At 70.0% G+C, this 17,685-nt stretch carries 17 protein-coding genes; 9 read left to right on the top strand and 8 right to left on the bottom strand.

Features of this window, described 5'->3' with window-relative positions:
• Positions 1-5: 5 nt before the first annotated feature.
• Complete coding sequence (gene gatA / locus AC1P0E_RS24150; protein WP_482744222.1) at positions 6-1,502, bottom strand: Asp-tRNA(Asn)/Glu-tRNA(Gln) amidotransferase subunit GatA; 1,497 nt, start codon at positions 1,500-1,502, stop codon at positions 6-8.
• 2 nt (positions 1,503-1,504) lie between these two features.
• Complete coding sequence (gene gatC, locus AC1P0E_RS24145; protein WP_482744221.1) at positions 1,505-1,801, bottom strand: Asp-tRNA(Asn)/Glu-tRNA(Gln) amidotransferase subunit GatC; 297 nt, start codon at positions 1,799-1,801, stop codon at positions 1,505-1,507.
• A 222-nt stretch (positions 1,802-2,023) separates the two neighbouring features.
• Between gatC and AC1P0E_RS24140 the strand changes: the two genes are divergently transcribed.
• The 3 genes from AC1P0E_RS24140 (at position 2,024) to AC1P0E_RS24130 (ending at position 3,891) form a co-directional block, all read left to right on the top strand.
• A complete protein-coding gene (locus AC1P0E_RS24140; RefSeq protein WP_482744220.1) occupies positions 2,024-2,386 on the top strand; it encodes a hypothetical protein in 363 nt (120 codons plus the stop codon).
• A 72-nt stretch (positions 2,387-2,458) separates the two neighbouring features.
• Positions 2,459-3,592, top strand: a complete 1,134-nt coding sequence (locus tag AC1P0E_RS24135; protein WP_482744219.1) for a WXG100 family type VII secretion target — start codon at positions 2,459-2,461, stop codon at positions 3,590-3,592.
• Positions 3,593-3,609: 17 nt separating this feature from the next.
• Complete coding sequence (locus tag AC1P0E_RS24130) at positions 3,610-3,891, top strand: hypothetical protein (protein WP_482744218.1); 282 nt, start codon at positions 3,610-3,612, stop codon at positions 3,889-3,891.
• 16 nt (positions 3,892-3,907) lie between these two features.
• On the opposite strand, the gene AC1P0E_RS24125 is transcribed toward AC1P0E_RS24130, so the two are convergent.
• The 5 genes from AC1P0E_RS24125 to AC1P0E_RS24105 all read right to left on the bottom strand — a co-directional run bounded on the left by AC1P0E_RS24125 (position 3,908) and on the right by AC1P0E_RS24105 (position 10,801).
• On the bottom strand, positions 3,908-6,043 hold the full coding sequence (locus AC1P0E_RS24125; protein ID WP_482744217.1) for a putative bifunctional diguanylate cyclase/phosphodiesterase: 2,136 nt from the start codon (positions 6,041-6,043) through the stop codon (positions 3,908-3,910).
• Positions 6,044-6,339: 296 nt separating this feature from the next.
• Positions 6,340-8,523, bottom strand: a complete 2,184-nt coding sequence (ligA, locus tag AC1P0E_RS24120; protein ID WP_482744216.1) for an NAD-dependent DNA ligase LigA — start codon at positions 8,521-8,523, stop codon at positions 6,340-6,342.
• 28 nt (positions 8,524-8,551) lie between these two features.
• Complete coding sequence (locus AC1P0E_RS24115; protein ID WP_482744215.1) at positions 8,552-9,559, bottom strand: methionine synthase; 1,008 nt, start codon at positions 9,557-9,559, stop codon at positions 8,552-8,554.
• Positions 9,556-10,245, bottom strand: a complete 690-nt coding sequence (locus tag AC1P0E_RS24110; RefSeq protein ID WP_482744214.1) for an SDR family oxidoreductase — start codon at positions 10,243-10,245, stop codon at positions 9,556-9,558. Before AC1P0E_RS24110 ends, AC1P0E_RS24115 begins: the two co-directional genes overlap by 4 nt.
• A gap of 16 nt (positions 10,246-10,261) precedes the next feature.
• Positions 10,262-10,801 (bottom strand): LOG family protein, encoded by a 540-nt coding sequence (locus AC1P0E_RS24105; protein ID WP_482745882.1) that lies wholly within the window; start codon positions 10,799-10,801, stop codon positions 10,262-10,264.
• Between the two features lie 83 nt (positions 10,802-10,884).
• Between AC1P0E_RS24105 and AC1P0E_RS24100 the strand changes: the two genes are divergently transcribed.
• From AC1P0E_RS24100 to AC1P0E_RS24080, 5 genes are all read left to right on the top strand, one after another.
• Positions 10,885-11,217 (top strand): DUF427 domain-containing protein, encoded by a 333-nt coding sequence (locus tag AC1P0E_RS24100; protein WP_482744213.1) that lies wholly within the window; start codon positions 10,885-10,887, stop codon positions 11,215-11,217.
• A 51-nt stretch (positions 11,218-11,268) separates the two neighbouring features.
• Positions 11,269-12,048: an alpha/beta fold hydrolase gene (locus AC1P0E_RS24095; RefSeq protein WP_482744212.1), complete on the top strand. Its 780-nt coding sequence runs from the start codon at positions 11,269-11,271 to the stop codon at positions 12,046-12,048.
• Positions 12,049-12,286: 238 nt separating this feature from the next.
• Positions 12,287-13,441, top strand: coding sequence for a hypothetical protein (locus AC1P0E_RS24090; protein ID WP_482744211.1), 1,155 nt, complete (start codon positions 12,287-12,289; stop codon positions 13,439-13,441).
• The gene (locus AC1P0E_RS24085; protein WP_482744210.1) at positions 13,441-15,036 is read left to right on the top strand and encodes a vWA domain-containing protein; all 1,596 of its coding nucleotides are present in this window, start codon (positions 13,441-13,443) and stop codon (positions 15,034-15,036) included. The genes AC1P0E_RS24090 and AC1P0E_RS24085 overlap by 1 nt, the downstream gene beginning before the upstream one ends.
• Entirely contained in the window at positions 15,026-15,796 is a 771-nt protein-coding gene (locus AC1P0E_RS24080; RefSeq protein ID WP_482744209.1) for a hypothetical protein, read from the top strand. Before AC1P0E_RS24085 ends, AC1P0E_RS24080 begins: the two co-directional genes overlap by 11 nt.
• 24 nt (positions 15,797-15,820) lie before the next feature.
• Here AC1P0E_RS24080 and mnmA read toward each other — a convergent pair whose 3' ends face one another.
• Positions 15,821-16,948: a tRNA 2-thiouridine(34) synthase MnmA gene (gene mnmA, locus AC1P0E_RS24075; RefSeq protein ID WP_482744208.1), complete on the bottom strand. Its 1,128-nt coding sequence runs from the start codon at positions 16,946-16,948 to the stop codon at positions 15,821-15,823.
• A gap of 54 nt (positions 16,949-17,002) precedes the next feature.
• Between mnmA and AC1P0E_RS24070 the strand changes: the two genes are divergently transcribed.
• Entirely contained in the window at positions 17,003-17,671 is a 669-nt protein-coding gene (locus AC1P0E_RS24070; RefSeq protein WP_482744207.1) for an N-acetylmuramoyl-L-alanine amidase, read from the top strand.
• Positions 17,672-17,685: the final 14 nt, after the last annotated feature.

Raw genomic sequence — 17,685 nt, 5'->3', positions numbered from 1 at the left:
TGGGCTCACAGCGACGGTGCCTCCTCGAGCAGCGGGTGGCCCCACTTTTCCACGAAGGCCGCCTCTACGGCAGCCCCGACCTTGTAGAGCCGGTCGTCCTTCATGGCGGGGGCGATGATCTGGAGACCGACCGGCATGCCGTCCTCGGGCGCCAGGCCGCAGGGCAGCGACATGGCGGCGTTGCCGGCCAGGTTGGTCGGGATAGTGCACAGGTCCGCGAGGTACATCGCCATCGGGTCGTCGGCGCGCTCGCCGATCGGGAAGGCGGTGGTGGGCGTGGTCGGCGAGACGATCACGTCGACCTTCTCGAAGGCCTTCTCGAAGTCCTGCGTGATGAGGGTACGGACCTTCTGGGCCGAGCCGTAGTACGCGTCGTAGTAGCCGGAGCTGAGCGCGTACGTACCGAGAATGATCCGGCGCTTGACCTCGTCGCCGAAGCCGGCCTCGCGGGTGAGGGCGGTGACCTCCTCGGCGGACTTCGTGCCGTCGTCGCCGACCCGCAGGCCGTAGCGCATGGCGTCGAAGCGGGCCAGGTTGGAGGAGCACTCGGAGGGGGCGATGAGGTAGTACGCGGAGAGGGCGAGGTCGAAGGACGGGCAGTCCAGCTCGACGATCTCGGCGCCGAGCCCGCGCATCAGCTCGACGGACTCGTCGAAGCGCTGGAGGACGCCGGCCTGGTAGCCCTCGCCGCGGAACTGCTTGACGACGCCGACGCGCATGCCGGCGACGGAGCCGTTGCGGGCGGCCTCGACGACCGGCGGGACCGGGGCGTCGATGGAGGTCGAGTCGAGCGGGTCGTGCCCGGCGATGGCCTCGTGGAGGAGCGCGGCGTCCAGGACCGTACGGGCGCAGGGGCCGCCCTGGTCGAGGGAGGACGAGAACGCGACCATGCCGTAGCGGGAGACTCCGCCGTACGTCGGCTTGACGCCGACGGTGCCGGTGACGGCGGCGGGCTGGCGGATGGAGCCGCCGGTGTCCGTGCCGATGGCGAGCGGGGCTTCGTACGAGGCGAGCGCGGCGCTCGATCCGCCTCCGGAGCCGCCGGGGATCTTGGTCAGGTCCCACGGGTTGCCGGTCGGGCCGTACGCGCTGTTCTCCGTCGAGGACCCCATGGCGAACTCGTCCATGTTGGTCTTGCCGAGGATGACGATGTCGGCCGCCTTGAGCTTCCGGGTGACCGTGGCGTCGTACGGCGGGATCCAGCCTTCGAGGATCTTCGATCCGACGGTGGTCGGGATGCCCTCGGTGGTGAAGATGTCCTTGAGCGCGAGCGGGACGCCGGCCAGCGGGCCGAGCTTCTCGCCGTTCGCCTTCTTCGCGTCGACGGCGCGAGCCTGGGCCAGGGCCCCCTCGCGGTCGACGTGCAGGAAGGCGTGCACCTTCTCGTCGACGGCGTCGATACGGGCCAGGTGGGCCTCGGTCACCTCGACGGCCGTGAGCTCGCCCGAAGCGATCTTCGCGGCGGTCTCGGCGGCGGTGAGCTTGATGATGCGCTCGGTCATGACTAGTCCTCCCCCAGGATCTGCGGCACCTTGAAACGCTGCTGCTCCTGGGCGGGGGCGCCGGAGAGGGCCTGCTCCGGGCTGAGCGACGGACGGACCTCGTCCGCGCGCATGACGTTGGTCAGCGGCAGCGGGTGGGAGGTCGGCGGTACGTCTTGGTCGGCGACCTCGGAGACGCGGGCGACCGCGCCGATGATGTCGTCGAGCTGACCGGCGAAGTGATCGAGCTCTTCGCCCTTCAGCTCCAGACGCGCCAGCCGTGCGAGGTGGGCGACCTCCTCGCGCGTGATGCCAGGCATGCAGCGATCCTCAGGGGTGAGTGTGTGGATTTTGGCCCAATCCTATGGGGCGCGGGCCCCTGGCCACGAAACGGTGGCCCTGTGACACCTCTGTGACGGCAGCGCATTGGGGGAGTGACCGGAGAGTAGGTAGCTTCGTACCCGCAATGATGTGGTGATCTGCGCTCGGGAGGGCACGTGGCCGAGGGCCAGGAGTCGACGAGGCGAGTCGATGAATCCGAAATGCTTGAGATGAGCCAGCAGGACCCCGCGCAGGCGAGAGTGCTGCGCAAGTCCCTGGAGGAGCTCGCCTCGGGGCGGGGCGGGGACGCCCTCAAGGAAATGGCCCAGGAGGTCCTTTCGGGCCGTACGAGCCTTCGGGACGCAGTGAACGTGTCGGCCTACTCCGACCAGCTCGTCGCGCAGGCGGCTCCCATGGCCGAGAAATGGGCGGCGCTCTCCGAGGCCGAGCGCGAGAAGCTCGCCGCCGAGGGTGAGCGCAGCATGGCCGAGGAGCAGAAGCGGATCGACGAAGAGCGGCGTGCGGCGCCGGCCGACGGCGGCAAGAAGTCCCGCCACGAGGGCCGGGGCTGGTCGCTGTACTGAGCAGCTGCGAGGCGTGGGACAAGGCCTCGGAAGACCGGACAACCACTCATCTTTCAGGGGCAGGGGCAAACAGTGAGCTTTCGGGTGGAGCCGGGCGCGATTGACGGCTTTGCGAAGCTGGTGGGGCGTGCCGCCGACGGCAGTACGCGAGCTGCCTCGTACACGGCCAACGCGCAGATCGACAACATGCTGGGCGGAGCGCTCTGGGACGTGGTCACGGGCGATCACGAAAAGTACGTGAGCGACGCCAAGAGCGCTATGCAGAAGGTGCAGAAGGTCCTCGAAGCCTCTCAGCGGGAACTGAGCAGGTCCGCCACGTACTACCGCGAGACGGACAGTGGTGCAGCAGCGAAGATGGACGCCACCTATCCGGTGTCCAAGGGTGCGGGCGGCGGCCGGCCGGCCAATGGCGACGCACAGGACTTCTCCGACGCGAGCGACGCCGCGGACCTGCTGAAGAAGCCCGCCGACAGCACCAACTCGCTGGTCAACTACGGCCAGGGGCACGCCGACGAGTACAACATGAGCCCGGTCCAGAAGACCCTCGGCTCCGTCCTCGACCTCGGCAGCCCGTCGGCCATGGCGGTGGAGGCGTCCAAGCTGCTCTTCGGGTTCGACCCGTTCGGTGAAGTGACGAACTGGGTGGTCGGAGACTGGAACAAGTACAACGACTGCGCCGACGTGTGGGGCTGTCTCGGCGCGTACAGCGACGCGGTGGCCGCCAACCTGAAGAAGGGCAACGGGAACGTCAGCCTGAGCTGGGCCGGCAACGCCTCGGACGCGGCAAGGATCTACTTCGACGAGTTCGCCGGGAAACTCGCTGAGATCAAGGCGACCTTCGACTCCCTGGAGAGCTGCTACAAGCAGGCCGCACAGATGGCGTTCCAGTTCGCAGAATTCCTGAAGTCCTTCCTCGTCGCGTTCTGTGACCTCCTGGTCATCTGGATGGTGAATCTGGCCGCCGCTGCGGCCGTCAACGCGATTCCGGTCGGCGGGCAGGTCGCGTCGGTCGCCATGTTCGCCCTGGCGGCGGCACAGGCAGTGCGGATCATGGCGCTGTGGGTCGAGGCGTCCAAGGCCTTCGACGCGATGGCGACCGCTTTGAGTGCCATCGCTCTGGCCATGACCACGGCAATGCACGGCTTCTCCGCGGCGGACGGATTCCCCGAGGTCAGTTCGAGCGCCTACGACCACCGTGCGGTCTAGAGACGGAGGAATCACGCATGTCTTTCATGTTCGGCGACAGCCCCGACGCTCTTGAACTGTTCCTCACCCGCGTGCGCGACCTGGCCGTCGGGTGGACACCCGGCTGCCTGCTGCTCGCTTGGTTCCTGACCAAGGAAGAGGGCTGGCACATGAGCTTCCTCGCCCTGTGCGTGCTGCCGCCCGTCGCGGCGTACCTGGGCATCCGCGCCAAGCGCGAGATCCGCGTGGGCCTCGCATGGGCGGCGGGCGCCCTGGCCCTTGCGCCCCTCCCGCTGATCGGCGCCATCGAGCTTCTCTAGGCCGTGCCGGTCGCGGCTAGTTCATCACCTGACCGGACGGGGCCGGGGACGGGCGCTGCGCCTCCTCCAGGGCTGCCGCCGCGGCAAACCGGTCCAGGTCGACCTGGCGGTGCCAGCCTCGCTCGCCGCGGGCGAGGAGCCACGCCGTCGCCTCGTCCGGCGGCATCGCGGCGGCCACCAGCCAGCCCTGCACCGCGTCGCAGCCCAGGTCCCGCAGCCGCTCCCACGTCTCGTCGTCCTCGACGCCCTCCGCCACCACCAGCAGGCCGAGCGAGTGGGCGAGGTCGACCGTGCAGCGGACGATCTCGGCGTCCTCGTTGTCGACGGCAAGACGGGCCACGAACGACCGGTCGATCTTCAGCTCGCTCACCGGGAGCCGGCGAAGGTGGACGAGGGAGGAGTAGCCCGTACCGAAATCGTCCAGGGACATCTTCACGCCGTGCCCGGTCAGCCCGGCCAGCGTGTCCGCGGCCCGCTGCGGGTCCTCCAGCAGCACGTGCTCCGTTATCTCCAGTTGGAGGGAGCCGGCGGGGACACCGTGCCGGGCCAGCCGCGCCGCCACCGCGCCCGCGAAGCCGGGCGTGTGCACGTCGCGCGGCGAGACGTTCACCGCGACCGGGGTGTTCAGGCCCTGCGCCCGCCAGCGCGCGACCTGCGCGAGCGCGGTCTCCAGGACGTACTCCGTCAGGTGCGGCATGAGTCCTGACGACTCCGCGATGGCGATGAACTCGTCCGGGGGGACCCGCCCGCGCTCCGGGTGCACCCACCGGACCAGCGCTTCGAGGCCGGCGACCTGCCCGTCGAACTGGACCTTCGGCTGGTAGTGCAGCTCGACCTCGCTCGCGTCCAGCGCGCGCCGCAGGTCGCCCAGCAGACCGAGCCGGTCCGGTGTGTTGCTGTCCCGCTTGGACTCGTAGACCTCTACGCCCGTACGGTCCCGCTTGGCCTGATACATCGCCACGTCCGCCCGCCGCAGCAGCCCTTCCGCGTCCAGCGCGTGGTCGGGGAAGACGGCGACGCCCGCACTGGCCTCCAGGACGAGCGTCAGGCCGTCCAGGTCGAGCGGCGAGGAGAGCTCGGCCACCAGATGCCTGGCCACGCGCTGCGCGCTGGTCGTCGAGTCCGCGGTCGGAAGCAGGACCGCGAACTCGTCGCCGCCGAGCCGCGCGGCCTCCGCCCCGCGCGGCAGCGCCAGGCGAAGCCTGTCGGCTATCTGGAGCAGCAGCCGGTCGCCCGCCAGGTGGCCGAGGGTGTCGTTGACCGCCCGGAAGCGGTCGAGGTCTATCAGTACGAGTGCGGACCTGGTCCCGATGTTCTCGGCTTCCTCCAGCGCGGGCCAGGCCCGCTCCAGCAGCCACTGCCGGTTCGGCAGCCCGGTCAGCGGGTCCCTGAGCTGCTCCTCGGCCCTCGCCCTGGCGATCCACAGCGTGGAGTCCAGCGCGATGAGCGGTACGGCGAACAGCGGGAGCAGGACGGGCAGCGCCACCGCGATCACGCAGATCAGCGGCGCGATGCCGAGCAGGGCAACCGCGACGAGCCCCTGCCGGTGCAGGGCCGTCCGGGCGACGGACGGCAGCCTTCCGCCGCGCGGCGCCAGCGCGTACCAGAGCAGCAGCCGGGTGAGCGCGAGGTAGGCGGTGGCGGCCAGCACGACCTCGGGGACCGTCTCGATCCCCCACTCCAGCGGATTCCAGGGCTTCTCGACGGTCGGTACGTCGCCGAACACGGCCAGCACGAGCGCCGCCGCGCCGATGCCCAGGATGTCCACCGCGCCGTGCAGCAGCCCTTGCTTCCAGCGGTGCCTGCGGGCCAGGCCGACGAGCACCACGACGGCCAGGCTGACCAGACCGGCCGGGACCCAGCCGAACAGCAGCAGGACGGCCAGGGTGAGCGCGGCGCCCGATCCCGTGCCGCCCCACCACCGGTCGCGGCCGAGGGCGACGAGATGGCCGACGATGACTCCGGTGAGCACCGCGAGGGACCAGCCGACCGTGCCGTCGGGGAACAGCGCGCGGTCCCCGGTCAGAGCACGGAAGATCCCGGTGGCCAGGACGAGGGCGGCCACTGTCACGACGGCGGCCGGCAGCGCCCTGGGGGCGCCTGCCCACCGCCGCAGCCGTGAGGCCGGGTCGGCAACTCCGGTGGGTTTCATTCCGTCCCTCTCACAGCCGGCGGTGCCCGTGCCGAGCGATGGCTCCGATGTCATGCCGTCCACGACTGAAATCCCTTCCCCGGGCTCTTTATGAGCAGGGGACACCTCATCGCAGCCGTGCACGACAGGCGCACATCTCAACAGTAGGCCGCAGAAGGCTCTCCGGGGCAGCTGTCCACCGCTGTTGCCCGAATGCGACCCAGCCACCCGTGTCCGTCTGCTATGCGCCGAACGGGTGATCCCGGCTGCCGTTCTTCCCCCCTCTCACCGCCCTTTTTCCCCGCCCCGCGGGTCGCCTACTCCTCGGTCGGCACAGCCGCTTCACGAGCGGCGTCCGGGCCGTCCGCCAAAAGGACGGCAAATCCCTCTTCGTTCAGAACAGGCACCTTCAACTGCATGGCCTTGTCGTACTTCGAACCGGGACTGTCGCCGACAACGACAAATCCGGTCTTCTTCGAAACAGATCCGGTCACTTTCGCTCCAAGGTCCTGGAGCGCCTCTTTCGCGCCATCACGCGTGTAGTTCTGCAGGGTCCCGGTCACCACCACCGTGAGGCCCTCCAGCGGACGCGGCCCCTGCTCCTCGCCGGCGCCCTCCTCCTCCGTCCGGACCCCGGCCGCCCGCCACTTGCGCAGGATCTCCCGGTGCCAGTCCTCCTCGAACCACTGTTTGAGCGAGGCGGCGATGGTCGGCCCGACGCCCTCCACGGCGGCCAGTTCCTCCTCCGTCGCCTGCTCGATCCGCTCCAGCGAACGGAACTCGCGGGCCAGTGCCTCCGCCGCGACCGGCCCCACGTGCCGGATGGAGAGCCCGGTGATGACGCGGGCCAGCGGCCGCTCCTTCGCCGCCGCGATGTTCTCCAGCATGGCGAGGGTGTTCTTCTTCGCCTCGCCCTCCTGGTTGGCGAAGAAGGTGACGACCTTCTCCTCGCCCGTCTTCGGGTCACGCTTGGGAAGACCCGAGTCCTGGTCCAGTACGTACGACTTGATGGGCAGCAACTGCTCGACCTTGAGGTCGAAGAGGTCGCCCTCGTCGCGCAGCGGCGGCTCGGCCGGCTCCAGCGGCCTGGTGAGCGCGGCCGCCGCGACATACCCGAAGTTCTCGATGTCCAGGCACTTGCGCCCGCCCAGATAGAACAGCCGCTCCCGCAACTGCGCAGGGCACGACCGGGCGTTGGGGCAGCGGAGGTCGATGTCGGCCTCCTTCATCGGCCGCAGCGCCGTGCCGCACTCGGGGCACTCGGACGGCATCACGAACTCCCGCTCGCTGCCGTCCCGCAGGTCCACCACCGGCCCCAGGATCTCGGGGATGACATCGCCCGCCTTGCGCAGCACCACCGTGTCCCCGATGCGTACGCCCTTGGCCTTCACCACCTCCTGGTTGTGCAGGGTGGCGAACTCGACCTCGGAACCGGCGACCGTCACCGGCTCCACCTGGGCATAAGGCGTCACACGCCCCGTGCGGCCGACCCCCACCCGGATGTTGACCAGCTTGGTGTTGACCTCCTCCGGCGCGTACTTCCAGGCGATGGCCCAGCGCGGCGCCCGCGAGGTGGAGCCGAGCCGCCCCTGGAGCCGGATCTCGTCGAGCTTGACGACGACGCCGTCGATCTCGTGCTCCACGGAGTGCCGGTTCTCGCCGAAGTACGCGATGAACTCCCGTACGCCAGCGAGGTCTTTCACCACCCTGTTGTGCTGCGCGACCGGCAGGCCCCACTCGCGCAGCAGCTCGTACGCCTGCGACAGGCGGTCGATGTCGAAGCCCTCGCGGGCGCCGATGCCGTGCACCACCATGTGCAGCGGGCGGCTCGCGGTGACCTTGGGGTCCTTCTGCCGCAGCGAACCGGCCGCCGCGTTGCGCGGGTTGGCGAAGGGTTTGTCCTCCGCCGCCACCAGCCGCGCGTTCAGCTCCTGGAACTTCTCCATCGGGAAGTAGACCTCGCCGCGGATCTCGACCAGGTCCGGGATCCGGTCGCCCTTCAGCCGCTCCGGGATGCCCGCGATCGTACGGACGTTGGGCGTGATGTCCTCGCCCGTGCGCCCGTCGCCGCGGGTCGCGGCCCGGGTCAGCCGCCCCTTCTCGTACGTCAGATTGACCGCGAGGCCGTCCACCTTCAGCTCGCACAGCAGGTGGTACGGCACGGCGCCCAGCTCGCCCGCGACGCGCTCACCCCAGGCCGCGAGCTCCTCGTCGTCGAAGGCGTTGTCGAGAGACAGCATCCGCTCGCGGTGCTGGACCGCCGTGAACTCCGTTTCGTACGCCCCCGCGACCTTCTGGGTCGGCGAGTCCGGCGTACGCAGCTCGGCGTACTCGTCCTCCAGCGCCTCCAGCGTCCGCAGCAGCTTGTCGAACTCGGCGTCGCTGATGACCGGCTGGTCCTTCACGTAGTACCGGAAGCGGTGTTCCTCGATCTGCTCAGCGAGCTGTGCGTGCTGCTCCCGTGCCTCCGCGGGTACCGCCGCCTGCTGTTCGCCAGCCACCGTCTTGTCCTCCCGTTTCCGATTCCCGTTACTCAGGGTTGTCCGCGAGCGATCTCGCGGCCCTGGCGCAGTGCGCGAGCGCGGCGCGCGCGTACGCGGGGGAAGCCCCCGCGAGCCCGCACGACGGGGTGATCACCAGGGACTCCGCCAGAGTCCCCGGATTCAGCCCCAGCCTGCGCCACAGCGTCCTGACACCCATGACGCTACCGGCCGGGTCCGACAATGCGGCGTCGGTGCCCGGGACGATTCCGGCGAACAGCTGCGTACCGCCCTCCACCGCCTCACCGATCGACTCCTCGTCACGCTCCGTGAGCAACGAGAAGTCGAACGAGACACCCGCCGCGCCGGCCCGGCGCAGCAGCGCGAACGGCACGTCCGGCGCGCAGGAGTGGACCACGACCGGGCCGCCGCCGTCCCCCATGACGCCCATCACGTCCCGCAGCGTCCCCTCGACGACCTGACGGTCCACCGCCCGGTACGTCCGGTACCCGCTGGCGGTCCTGACGTGCCCGCGCAGTACGGCCGTCAGCGACGGCTCGTCGAGCTGCAGCACCACCTGCGCGCCCGGCACGCGCCGCCGCACCTCCGCGAGATGCTCGCGCAGCCCCTCGGCCAGCGACCCCGCGAGGTCCCGGGCCGCGCCCGGGTCGCCGATCGCCGACTCGCCGCCGCGCAGCTCCAGCGAGGCCGCCAGCGTCCACGGACCGACGGCCTGCACCTTCAGCGGACCCGTGTACCCCTGCGTGAACTCCTCCAGCGCGTCGAGGTCCTCCCCCAGCCAGGACCGCGCCCGCCGGGTGTCGCGCCCCGGCCGGTCGCTGAAGCGCCAGCCGCTGGGTTCGAGATGGACGTACATCTCGACGAGCATCCCGGCGGTCCGCCCGATCATGTCGGCGCCGGGGCCGCGCGCGGGAAGCTCCGCCAGGTACGGGAAGTCCTCGAAGCTGCCGCTGACGGTCTTCGCGGTCTCCCGCGCATCGCCGCCCGGCATCGACCCGACACCTGTTGCCGGACCCCACACGAACGTCTCGCTCATCGGCCCGGCCGTACGGACAGGTCGTTGACCTCGGCGTCGCGCGGGAGGTCGAGGGCCATGAGGATCGTCGTCGCGACCGACTCGGGGTCGATCCAGCGCGACGGGTCGTACTCCTTGCCCTCCTGGGAATGCACCTTCTCCTGCATGGCGCTCGCGGTACGCCCCGGATAGACGGAGGTGACGCGCACACCATTGCCGTGCTCCTCCTGGCGCAGCGAGTCGGCGAGGGCCTTCAGGCCGTGCTTGCTCGCGGCGTACGGGCCCCATTCGGCATGCGCGACAAGGCCGGCGCCCGAGTTGACGAAGACGACATGGCCCTTGTCCTGGCGGAGTTGGGGCAGGAAGAGGCGGGTCAGCTCGGCCGGGGAAACCAGGTTCACGTTGAGCTGGTTGTGCCACGCCTTGGTGCCGAGGTCGCCGATCCGGCCGAGGTCGACGACACCCGCGATGTGCAGCAGCGAGTCCACCCGCTCCGGCATCGGCTGGTGCGAGAACGCCCACGAGAGCCGGTCCGGGTTCGCGAGGTCGCCGACGAGCGTACGGGCGCCTGGGAGGCCTTCCGCGAGCTGCTTGGCGCGGCCCGCGTCGCGGGCCATCAGGACGACGTCGTCGCCGCGCTCGTGCAGGCGGCGGGCGACGGCCGCGCCGATGCCCGAGCCTGCTCCGGTGATCACATGTGTAGCCATAGGGCCCATGCTCGCACTACTGCACTCCCAGAGACTCCTCAAGGTAGGCGAGTGCCGCGACGCCGTCCTCCGCGAAGAAGACCAGGTCGGCGAGGGGTACGGGCAGGAAGCCCTCCGCCTCCATCCGCTGGAACTGCAGCTTGAGGCCGTCGTAAAAACCAGCCGTGTTGAGCAGCACCACCGGCTTGGTGTGCAGCCCGTGCTTCTTCAGCTCCAGCATTTCGGTGGCCTCGTCCAGCGTCCCGGTGCCGCCGACCATGACGACGACCGCGTCGGACTTGGCGAGCAGCAGCGCCTTGCGCTCGGCGAGGTCCTTGGCGATCACCATCTCGTCGGCGTTCTCCCGCGCCACGGTGTGCAGGAACTCCACCGATACGCCGACGAGCCGCCCGCCGGCCTCCTGCACGCCGTCCGCGACGACCTTCATCAGACCGGCCTCCGAGCCGCCCCACACGAGGGTGTGGCCGCCCTTGCCGATCAGTTCGCCGAATTCGCGGGCGGGGCGGGTGTAGCGCTCGTCGAGATCGGCGGCCGAGAGGAAGACGCAGATGTTCAGTGCCATGGGGAAGAACCTACGCCGCACGAATGCTGGAGTGGGAGACGGCTGTCGTACTACAAGGACCGACGAAAGGGTCGCCCGTGACCGCAGGACACCGCATCACCGTAGAGCAGGGCACCGAGCATGTGCGGGTCACGCACGGCGGGCAGGTACTGGCGGAGAGCCGCCGCCCGCTGCTGTTGCGCGAGACCGGCCTGCCGGTGCGTTACTACCTGCCTCCCGAGGACGTCAGGACCGACCTGCTGACGCCTTCGGACAGGCGCACCCACTGTCCCTTCAAGGGGGACGCTTCGTACTGGTCGCTGCCGGACGCGGCGGATCTGGTGTGGGCCTACCTCGACCCGAAGCCGGAAGTGGTGGCGGTGAAGGGCCACTTCTGCTTCTACGAGACGGAGGTTGTCGGTACGGGCTGATTTTCTCTCGCGGGAGCGATGAGTTCCCGGGCGCCGACCGGTCAGCACCGTATGACCAAAGTGATTTCACGGGACGGCACGCCCATCGCCTGCCAACGGCTGGGCGAGGGGCCGCCGTTGATCCTGGTGGGCGGTGCGTTCAGCACGGGCGCCGCCGAGGCGCCGCTGGCGGCGCTGCTCGCGCCGCACTTCGGCGTCGTCACGTACGACAGGCGGGGCCGCGGCGACAGCGGCGACACCGCGCCCTACGCGGTAGCGCGCGAGGTCGAGGACCTGGCGGCCCTGGTCGGGGAAGAGCGCGGTCCCGTGTCGGTGTACGGCATGTCGTCGGGCGGTGCGCTGGTCCTGGAGGCGGCGGCAAGCGGCGTGCCGTTCGACAGGATCGCCGTGTACGAGCCGCCCTTCACCGTCATCGAACCCGACGGCAGGGCCGCCAAGTCGCGGTACACGACACGGCTCGGCGAACTCCTCGCGGCGGGGGACCGCGGGGGCGCCGCCGAACTCTTCCTGTCATTGGTGGGCATGCCGCCCGAGGTCGTCGCGCAGGTGCGCGAGGCGCCGATGTGGCCGGAGCTGGAGGCGGTGGCACCGACCCTGGCGTACGACGACGCGGTGATGGGCGACGGCACGGTGCCGGCGGAGCGGCTGGCGTCCGTCGGACCGCCGGTCCTCGTGGTCGACGGTGGCGCGAGCCCGCCGTCGATGCGGGACGCCGCGCGGCGGGTGGCGGAAGCGGTGCGCTGCGGGCGCCACCGGACGCTCACGGGCCAGGTCCACGACGTGTCACCCCAGGTACTGGCGCCCGTGCTGCGGGAGTTCTTCGCGGCGTGAGGCCGACGCGCTCGGACGCTCGCCGAAAAGCGCGCCACAGATGCGGCGGCACGTTGTTTCCCAGGCATTGGCCGAAGGTTCCGCGGGAAGTCATCCGGAGACGCAATGCTGTTGCGTGACGTGGCCGGGGTCGGCGGGGGAGGCGTCTGTGGCGGTGGGGGAAAGACAGACAGCCGAGGAACCACGGCTCGGCATCAGGCATGAGTCGCGCTCGGCGCGGTCACGACGCAGTTTCCTCGTGACGTTCCTGCCGCTGCTGGCGGTCGTGCTGACCGGAACGGCCGTACTGGCCGTGTCGGGGAACATCCTGCTTCCGGCCGAACGTGTCATCACGTTGGAGGGCAGGATGGCCTCCAAGCGGGACTTCTTCGAGGACGAGGAGGTCAAGCGTCTGCTGCTGAAGCATCACCTGCGTATTCACATCACCAGTACGGGATCGCGCGAGGTCGCCATACGTGATGTCGACTCGTACGACTTCGTGTTCCCGTCCGGGCAGCCGGCCGGCGACCTGATCACCGGTGAGCGCGCGGCGAACAACCAGTACGCCAAGGTGCACCGCCCGTTCGTCAGCCCCATCGTGCTTCCGACCTACCGCGAGTACGCCGAGACACTCACCGACGCGGGCATCGCGAAGCCCCAGAGCGGCTCGGGGCCGGACGAGCCGTACTACTACGCGCTGGACATGCCGAAGTTCCTGCGGCACATCCACGACAAGCGTCGCTGGAACGACATCGGGATACGGCGGCACGGGCTCGCCAACGCCAACAGGATCGTCGCCCAGACCCCCGACGTCTGCGGCTCCAATTCCGCCGGTACGTACCTGGCCCTGGTCGCGTTCACCTGGCGCGGCGACGGCGACGAGGTGCCGGACTCGGACCGGGAGGCCGACGAGCGCGCCCGCGACATCCGCCACCTCATGGAACAGGGCCTGCCGGCCGCCGACGTCTTCCGTACCTACATCTCGCCCGAGGGCAAGAACATCGCTCCTGTGGTGGTGGCGTATGAACACCAGTACCTCGCCTACCAGGTGCGGTACAGGGCGAACGCGAAGAAGCTCGACTCCCAGCGCGTGCTGCTGTATCCCTCGGGCCAGTTCGTCACGCAGCCGCAGTTCATCGCGCTCAACAAGGACGGCGACCGGCTCGGTGAGCTGATCACACACGACCCGCAGCTGCGGCGCCGCGCGATGGAGCTGGGATTTCGGATACTCGACCCCTCGGGCCAGGTCGCGGGCGACCAGCTCACCCGTTTTCTCCAGGACCGTGAGATCCCTGTCCCGTCCATCGCCGGCGACGCCACCAGGTCGGCCATGCCGCGGCTGCGCTTCCTGGAGCGGATGATCTCCGGCGTCGGCGACTGCCCCGCCGCCGACGTCGTGCCCGGACGGCCCTGATGAGGCCGCGTCGCGGGTCCACGGGCCTGATCGCGCTGTGCCTCGCGTCCCTGTGGCTCACCGTCGCCACCGCCTGCTCCACCGACCGCCCCGAGCCGATCACACTGCGCGTGCTGGCCAGTTCGGAACTCGCCGACATGGGGCCCGTGCTCGACGAACTGCGCCGGGAGACAGGGATCTCGCTGGAGATGGACTACCGGGGCACGGTGGACGCCGGAAACGAGCTCGCCGGGCCCGGCGGCCGCCGGCACGACCTGGCCTGGCTCTCCTCCGACCGCTACTACCTGCTCAAGGCCAGGGCGAACGGCGACAGCGGGGAAAGGCCCCTGTCCACCAGCATCATGCGCTCCCCCGTCGTGATCGGAATGAAGCGCGGGACGGCCGAGCGGCTGCGCAAGGGCACTGCCGACGGCCAGATCTCCTGGGCCGAAGCGGCCGATGCGGCGGCCGACGGATCCCTGCGGTTCGGGATGGCCGACCCGCGCCACACCAACAGTGGCCTGGCGGCGCTCGTCGGAGTGGCGACCGCCGCGGCGGGAACCGGCACCGCACTGCGCCCGGACGACGTCTCCTGCGACCGGCTGCGCGGCTTCTTCGCCGGCCACGCGCTCACCGGCGATGTCTCCGCCAAGCTCGCCGACGGCTTCGCCGCCCGCCAGAACGAGCTGAACGCCCTCATCACGTACGAATCCGAACTTCTGGCGCTCAACAACAGCGGCAGGCTGCGCGAACCGCTGGAGATCATCTATCCCAGGGACGGCATGGTCCTGTCCGACTACCCGGTGCTGCTCCTCGACCCGGCCAAGCGTGCCGCGTACGACACGCTGGTGCAGTGGCTGCGCAGCGAACCGGCGCAGAAACAGATCATGGAACGCACCCTGCGCCGGCCGATCGACCCGGCCGTGCCCCGCAGCGCGCCGTTGCGCGAGCCTGTCGGCAACGCCTTCTACTTTCCCGACGACCAGAAGGTGATCGACCGGCTCCTCGCCGACTACGGCAACCCGGGGCGCGACCGGTCCTCGGAGGTGATCTTCCTGCTCGACTTCTCGACGTCGATGCGTGGCGACCGGATCGCCCAGCTGCGCGCCGCCTTCGACGCTCTGGCCGGCGAAGACGACTCACGCTCGGGCAAGTTCGTCCGCTTCTACCAACGCGAGAGGCTCACCGTGATGCGGTTCGGCGGCAGCGTGCTGGACGAGCGGAGCATCACCTACCGGAACCCGGCCGACCTGGACCGGCTGCGCGGCTTCGTCGCGTCCGACGACTTCGACGACGCCACCGCCATCTGGTCCTCGCTCGACCACGCCTACCGCAACGCCTCCGCACTCCTGCGGAAGGACCCGGAACGTACCCTCTCCATCGTCCTGATGACCGACGGAGAGAACAACACCGGTATCGGCCTGGACGCGTTCGTCCGCCGCCATGCCCGGCTGCCGCGGGAGGCCGACGCGGTACGTACGTACGCCATTCGCTACGGCGAGGCGGACGCCGGGGAACTGGACCGAGGGGCACGGGCAACGGGCGGCCGCATGGTCGATGCCACCGACCGGTCCCTCATCAGCGCTTTCAAGGAGATCCGTGGGTGTGCTGACTGAAGCGTGGTGGGGCGTGTGGTGGCCCTGGATGCTCCTGTGGCTGCTGACCGCCTCGGGGGTCGGGGTTCTGCTCGTCCTGGCGGTGCTGTGGCTCGTCGGCGGCAGGCGCGACCGCGACCAGACCCTGACGTACAGCATTTGCTTCTACCTCCACGACCGCTCCGTCATGGACCACTACCAGATGCGCGGGTACGCCGCGGCGCTCCGCAAAGAGGTGGAACAGCGGACCAGTGACAGCGCGGACGGCAACATCCGTGCCAAGGTCTTCGGTCTGAGCGCGGGCGCGGGCCGGAAGGACAACAGCGAGATCGTCAGCAAGTACATGGAGGTCGCCGAACCCATTTCGGTCATCGGCGTCATCATGGACGTCCTGGAGGAGAAGAACGTCATCGTCCATGTCGACCTCGCGGGCGAGACGATACGGCGCAACGCCGCGCTCACCCGGGCGCTCGCGAACCGGCCGCGGGCCGCTTCGCCCGCCCCGCGGACCGTGCGACTGCGCGACATCGAGGACTTCGTGCTCGTACGCGGCCGGTTCCGCAAGATCAGCGAATCACCGGAGTCCACGGTGTTCCTGGCACCCTACGGCGACCCCGACGACCCTTCCCGGGGCCCGCGGGTGCGGGTCACCTGCGCGACCGAGGGGCTGCGCAACGAGGTCCCGCAGGGCACGTTCTCGGCCCGCTGTCTGGGCAAGGTGCAGGACTGGAACGCTCACGACGGCGTGCTCGAAGTCCAGGCCATGGCGATCTTCCGGTAGGGCTCCCCGGCACGGATCCGGAGGTCAGGCCAGGGCCGCAGCCGCTCGGCTCGTCGTCGCGATCGTTGCGGAGCCGACCACGCGGGTGCCGTCGTACAGCACGATCGCCTGGCCGGGTGCCACCCCGCGCACCGGCTCGGTGAAGGTGACCCGGAGCTCAGAGCCGTCGACCAGCTCCGCCGTCACCGGTGTCTCGCCGCCGTGCGCGCGCAGTTGCGCCGTGTACGTGCCGCTCCCCGCCGGGGCGGTCCCGCACCAGCGGGGCTTGATCGCGGTCAGGGCGGTGACGTCGAGGGCTTCTACCGGGCCGACCGTCACCGTGTTGTTCACCGGCGAGATGTCCAGGACGTAGCGCGGCTTGCCGTCGGCGGCGGGGTGGCCGATGCGCAGGCCCTTGCGCTGGCCGATGGTGAAGCCGAAGGCGCCGTCGTGGCTGCCGAGCTTGGCGCCCGACTCGTCGAGGATGTCGCCCTCCGCCTTGCCGCCGAGCCGGTCCGCCAGGAAGCCCTGGGTGTCGCCGTCGGCGATGAAGCAGATGTCGTGGCTGTCCGGCTTCTTCGCGACCGCGAGACCGCGGCGCTCGGCCTCCGCGCGGATCTCGTCCTTGGTGGTGAGGGTGTCGCCGAGCGGGAACATCGCGTGCGCGAGCTGCCGCTCGTCGAGGACGCCGAGGACGTACGACTGGTCCTTGGCCATGTCGGACGCGCGGTGGAGCTCGCGGCTGCCGTCCTCGTTCAGTACGACCGTCGCGTAGTGGCCGGTGGCCACCGCGTCGAAGCCCAGGGCGAGCGCCTTGTCGAGCAGCGCCGCGAACTTGATCTTCTCGTTGCAGCGCAGGCAGGGGTTCGGGGTGCGCCCGGCCTCGTACTCAGCGACGAAGTCCTCGACCACGTCCTCGCGGAAGCGCTCGGCGAGGTCCCAGACGTAGAAGGGGATGCCGATGACGTCGGCGGCCCGGCGCGCGTCGCGCGAGTCCTCGATCGTGCAGCAGCCCCGCGCGCCCGTACGGAACGACTGCGGGTTGGCGGACAGGGCGAGGTGTACGCCGGTCACATCGTGCCCGGCCTCAACGGCTCGGGCGGCTGCAACGGCGGAGTCGACCCCGCCGGACATGGCGGCGAGGACACGGAGGCGGCGCGGGGTCTCAGTCATAGCTCCACCAGGGTAGACGGAACCACCGACAGGGCCGAAAGCGTTAAAGAGCTCATGGAACACAAGAAGGCGGCAGGGGTGAGCAGACGCGCTCTGTTCATCGGGGGCGGCGCGGCCGTCGTGGGCGGTACGGCCGCCCTGTTCGGGGAGGAAGTGTCCCGGCTGTGGTGGCTCGTGCCGGGCATCGACAAGCAGCGCACGGACGGAGAGGTGGATCACAAGGGCGCCCGGTGGGTGTCGGCGTCGGCCGCGAATCTGCGGACCGCCGACCGTCCGGCGGACTACACCATCGACCGGATCGTGATCCATGTGACGCAGGGCAGCTACGCCTCGGCCGTGCGCGTCTTCAAGGACCCGCTGCACGCGGCCGCGGCGCATTACATAGTGCGCGCGAAGGACGGCCACATCACGCAGATGGCGCGGGAGCTGGACGTCGCGTACCACGCCGGGAACCGCTCGTACAACGAACGCAGCGTCGGCATCGAGCACGAGGGTTTCGTCGACCGGCCGGAGAACTTCACGGACGTCATGTACCGCTCGTCGGCCCGTCTCGCCGCCGGGATCTGCCGTCGGTACGAGATACCCGCCGACCGGGAGCACATCATCGGCCACGTCGAGGTCCCGGGCACCGACCACACCGACCCCGGCCCGCACTGGGACTGGAGCCGCTACCTCCGGTTCGTGCGGGAGGAGCTGGCGGGCGGGCCGCCGGTCAAGACCTAGCCGGGCCGGCCCGG

The organism is Streptomyces sp. TRD_SC_5 (assembly GCF_056836825.1).
Note: the sequence above shows the minus strand (reverse complement) of the source record. Positions and strands in the feature narration are given on the sequence as shown.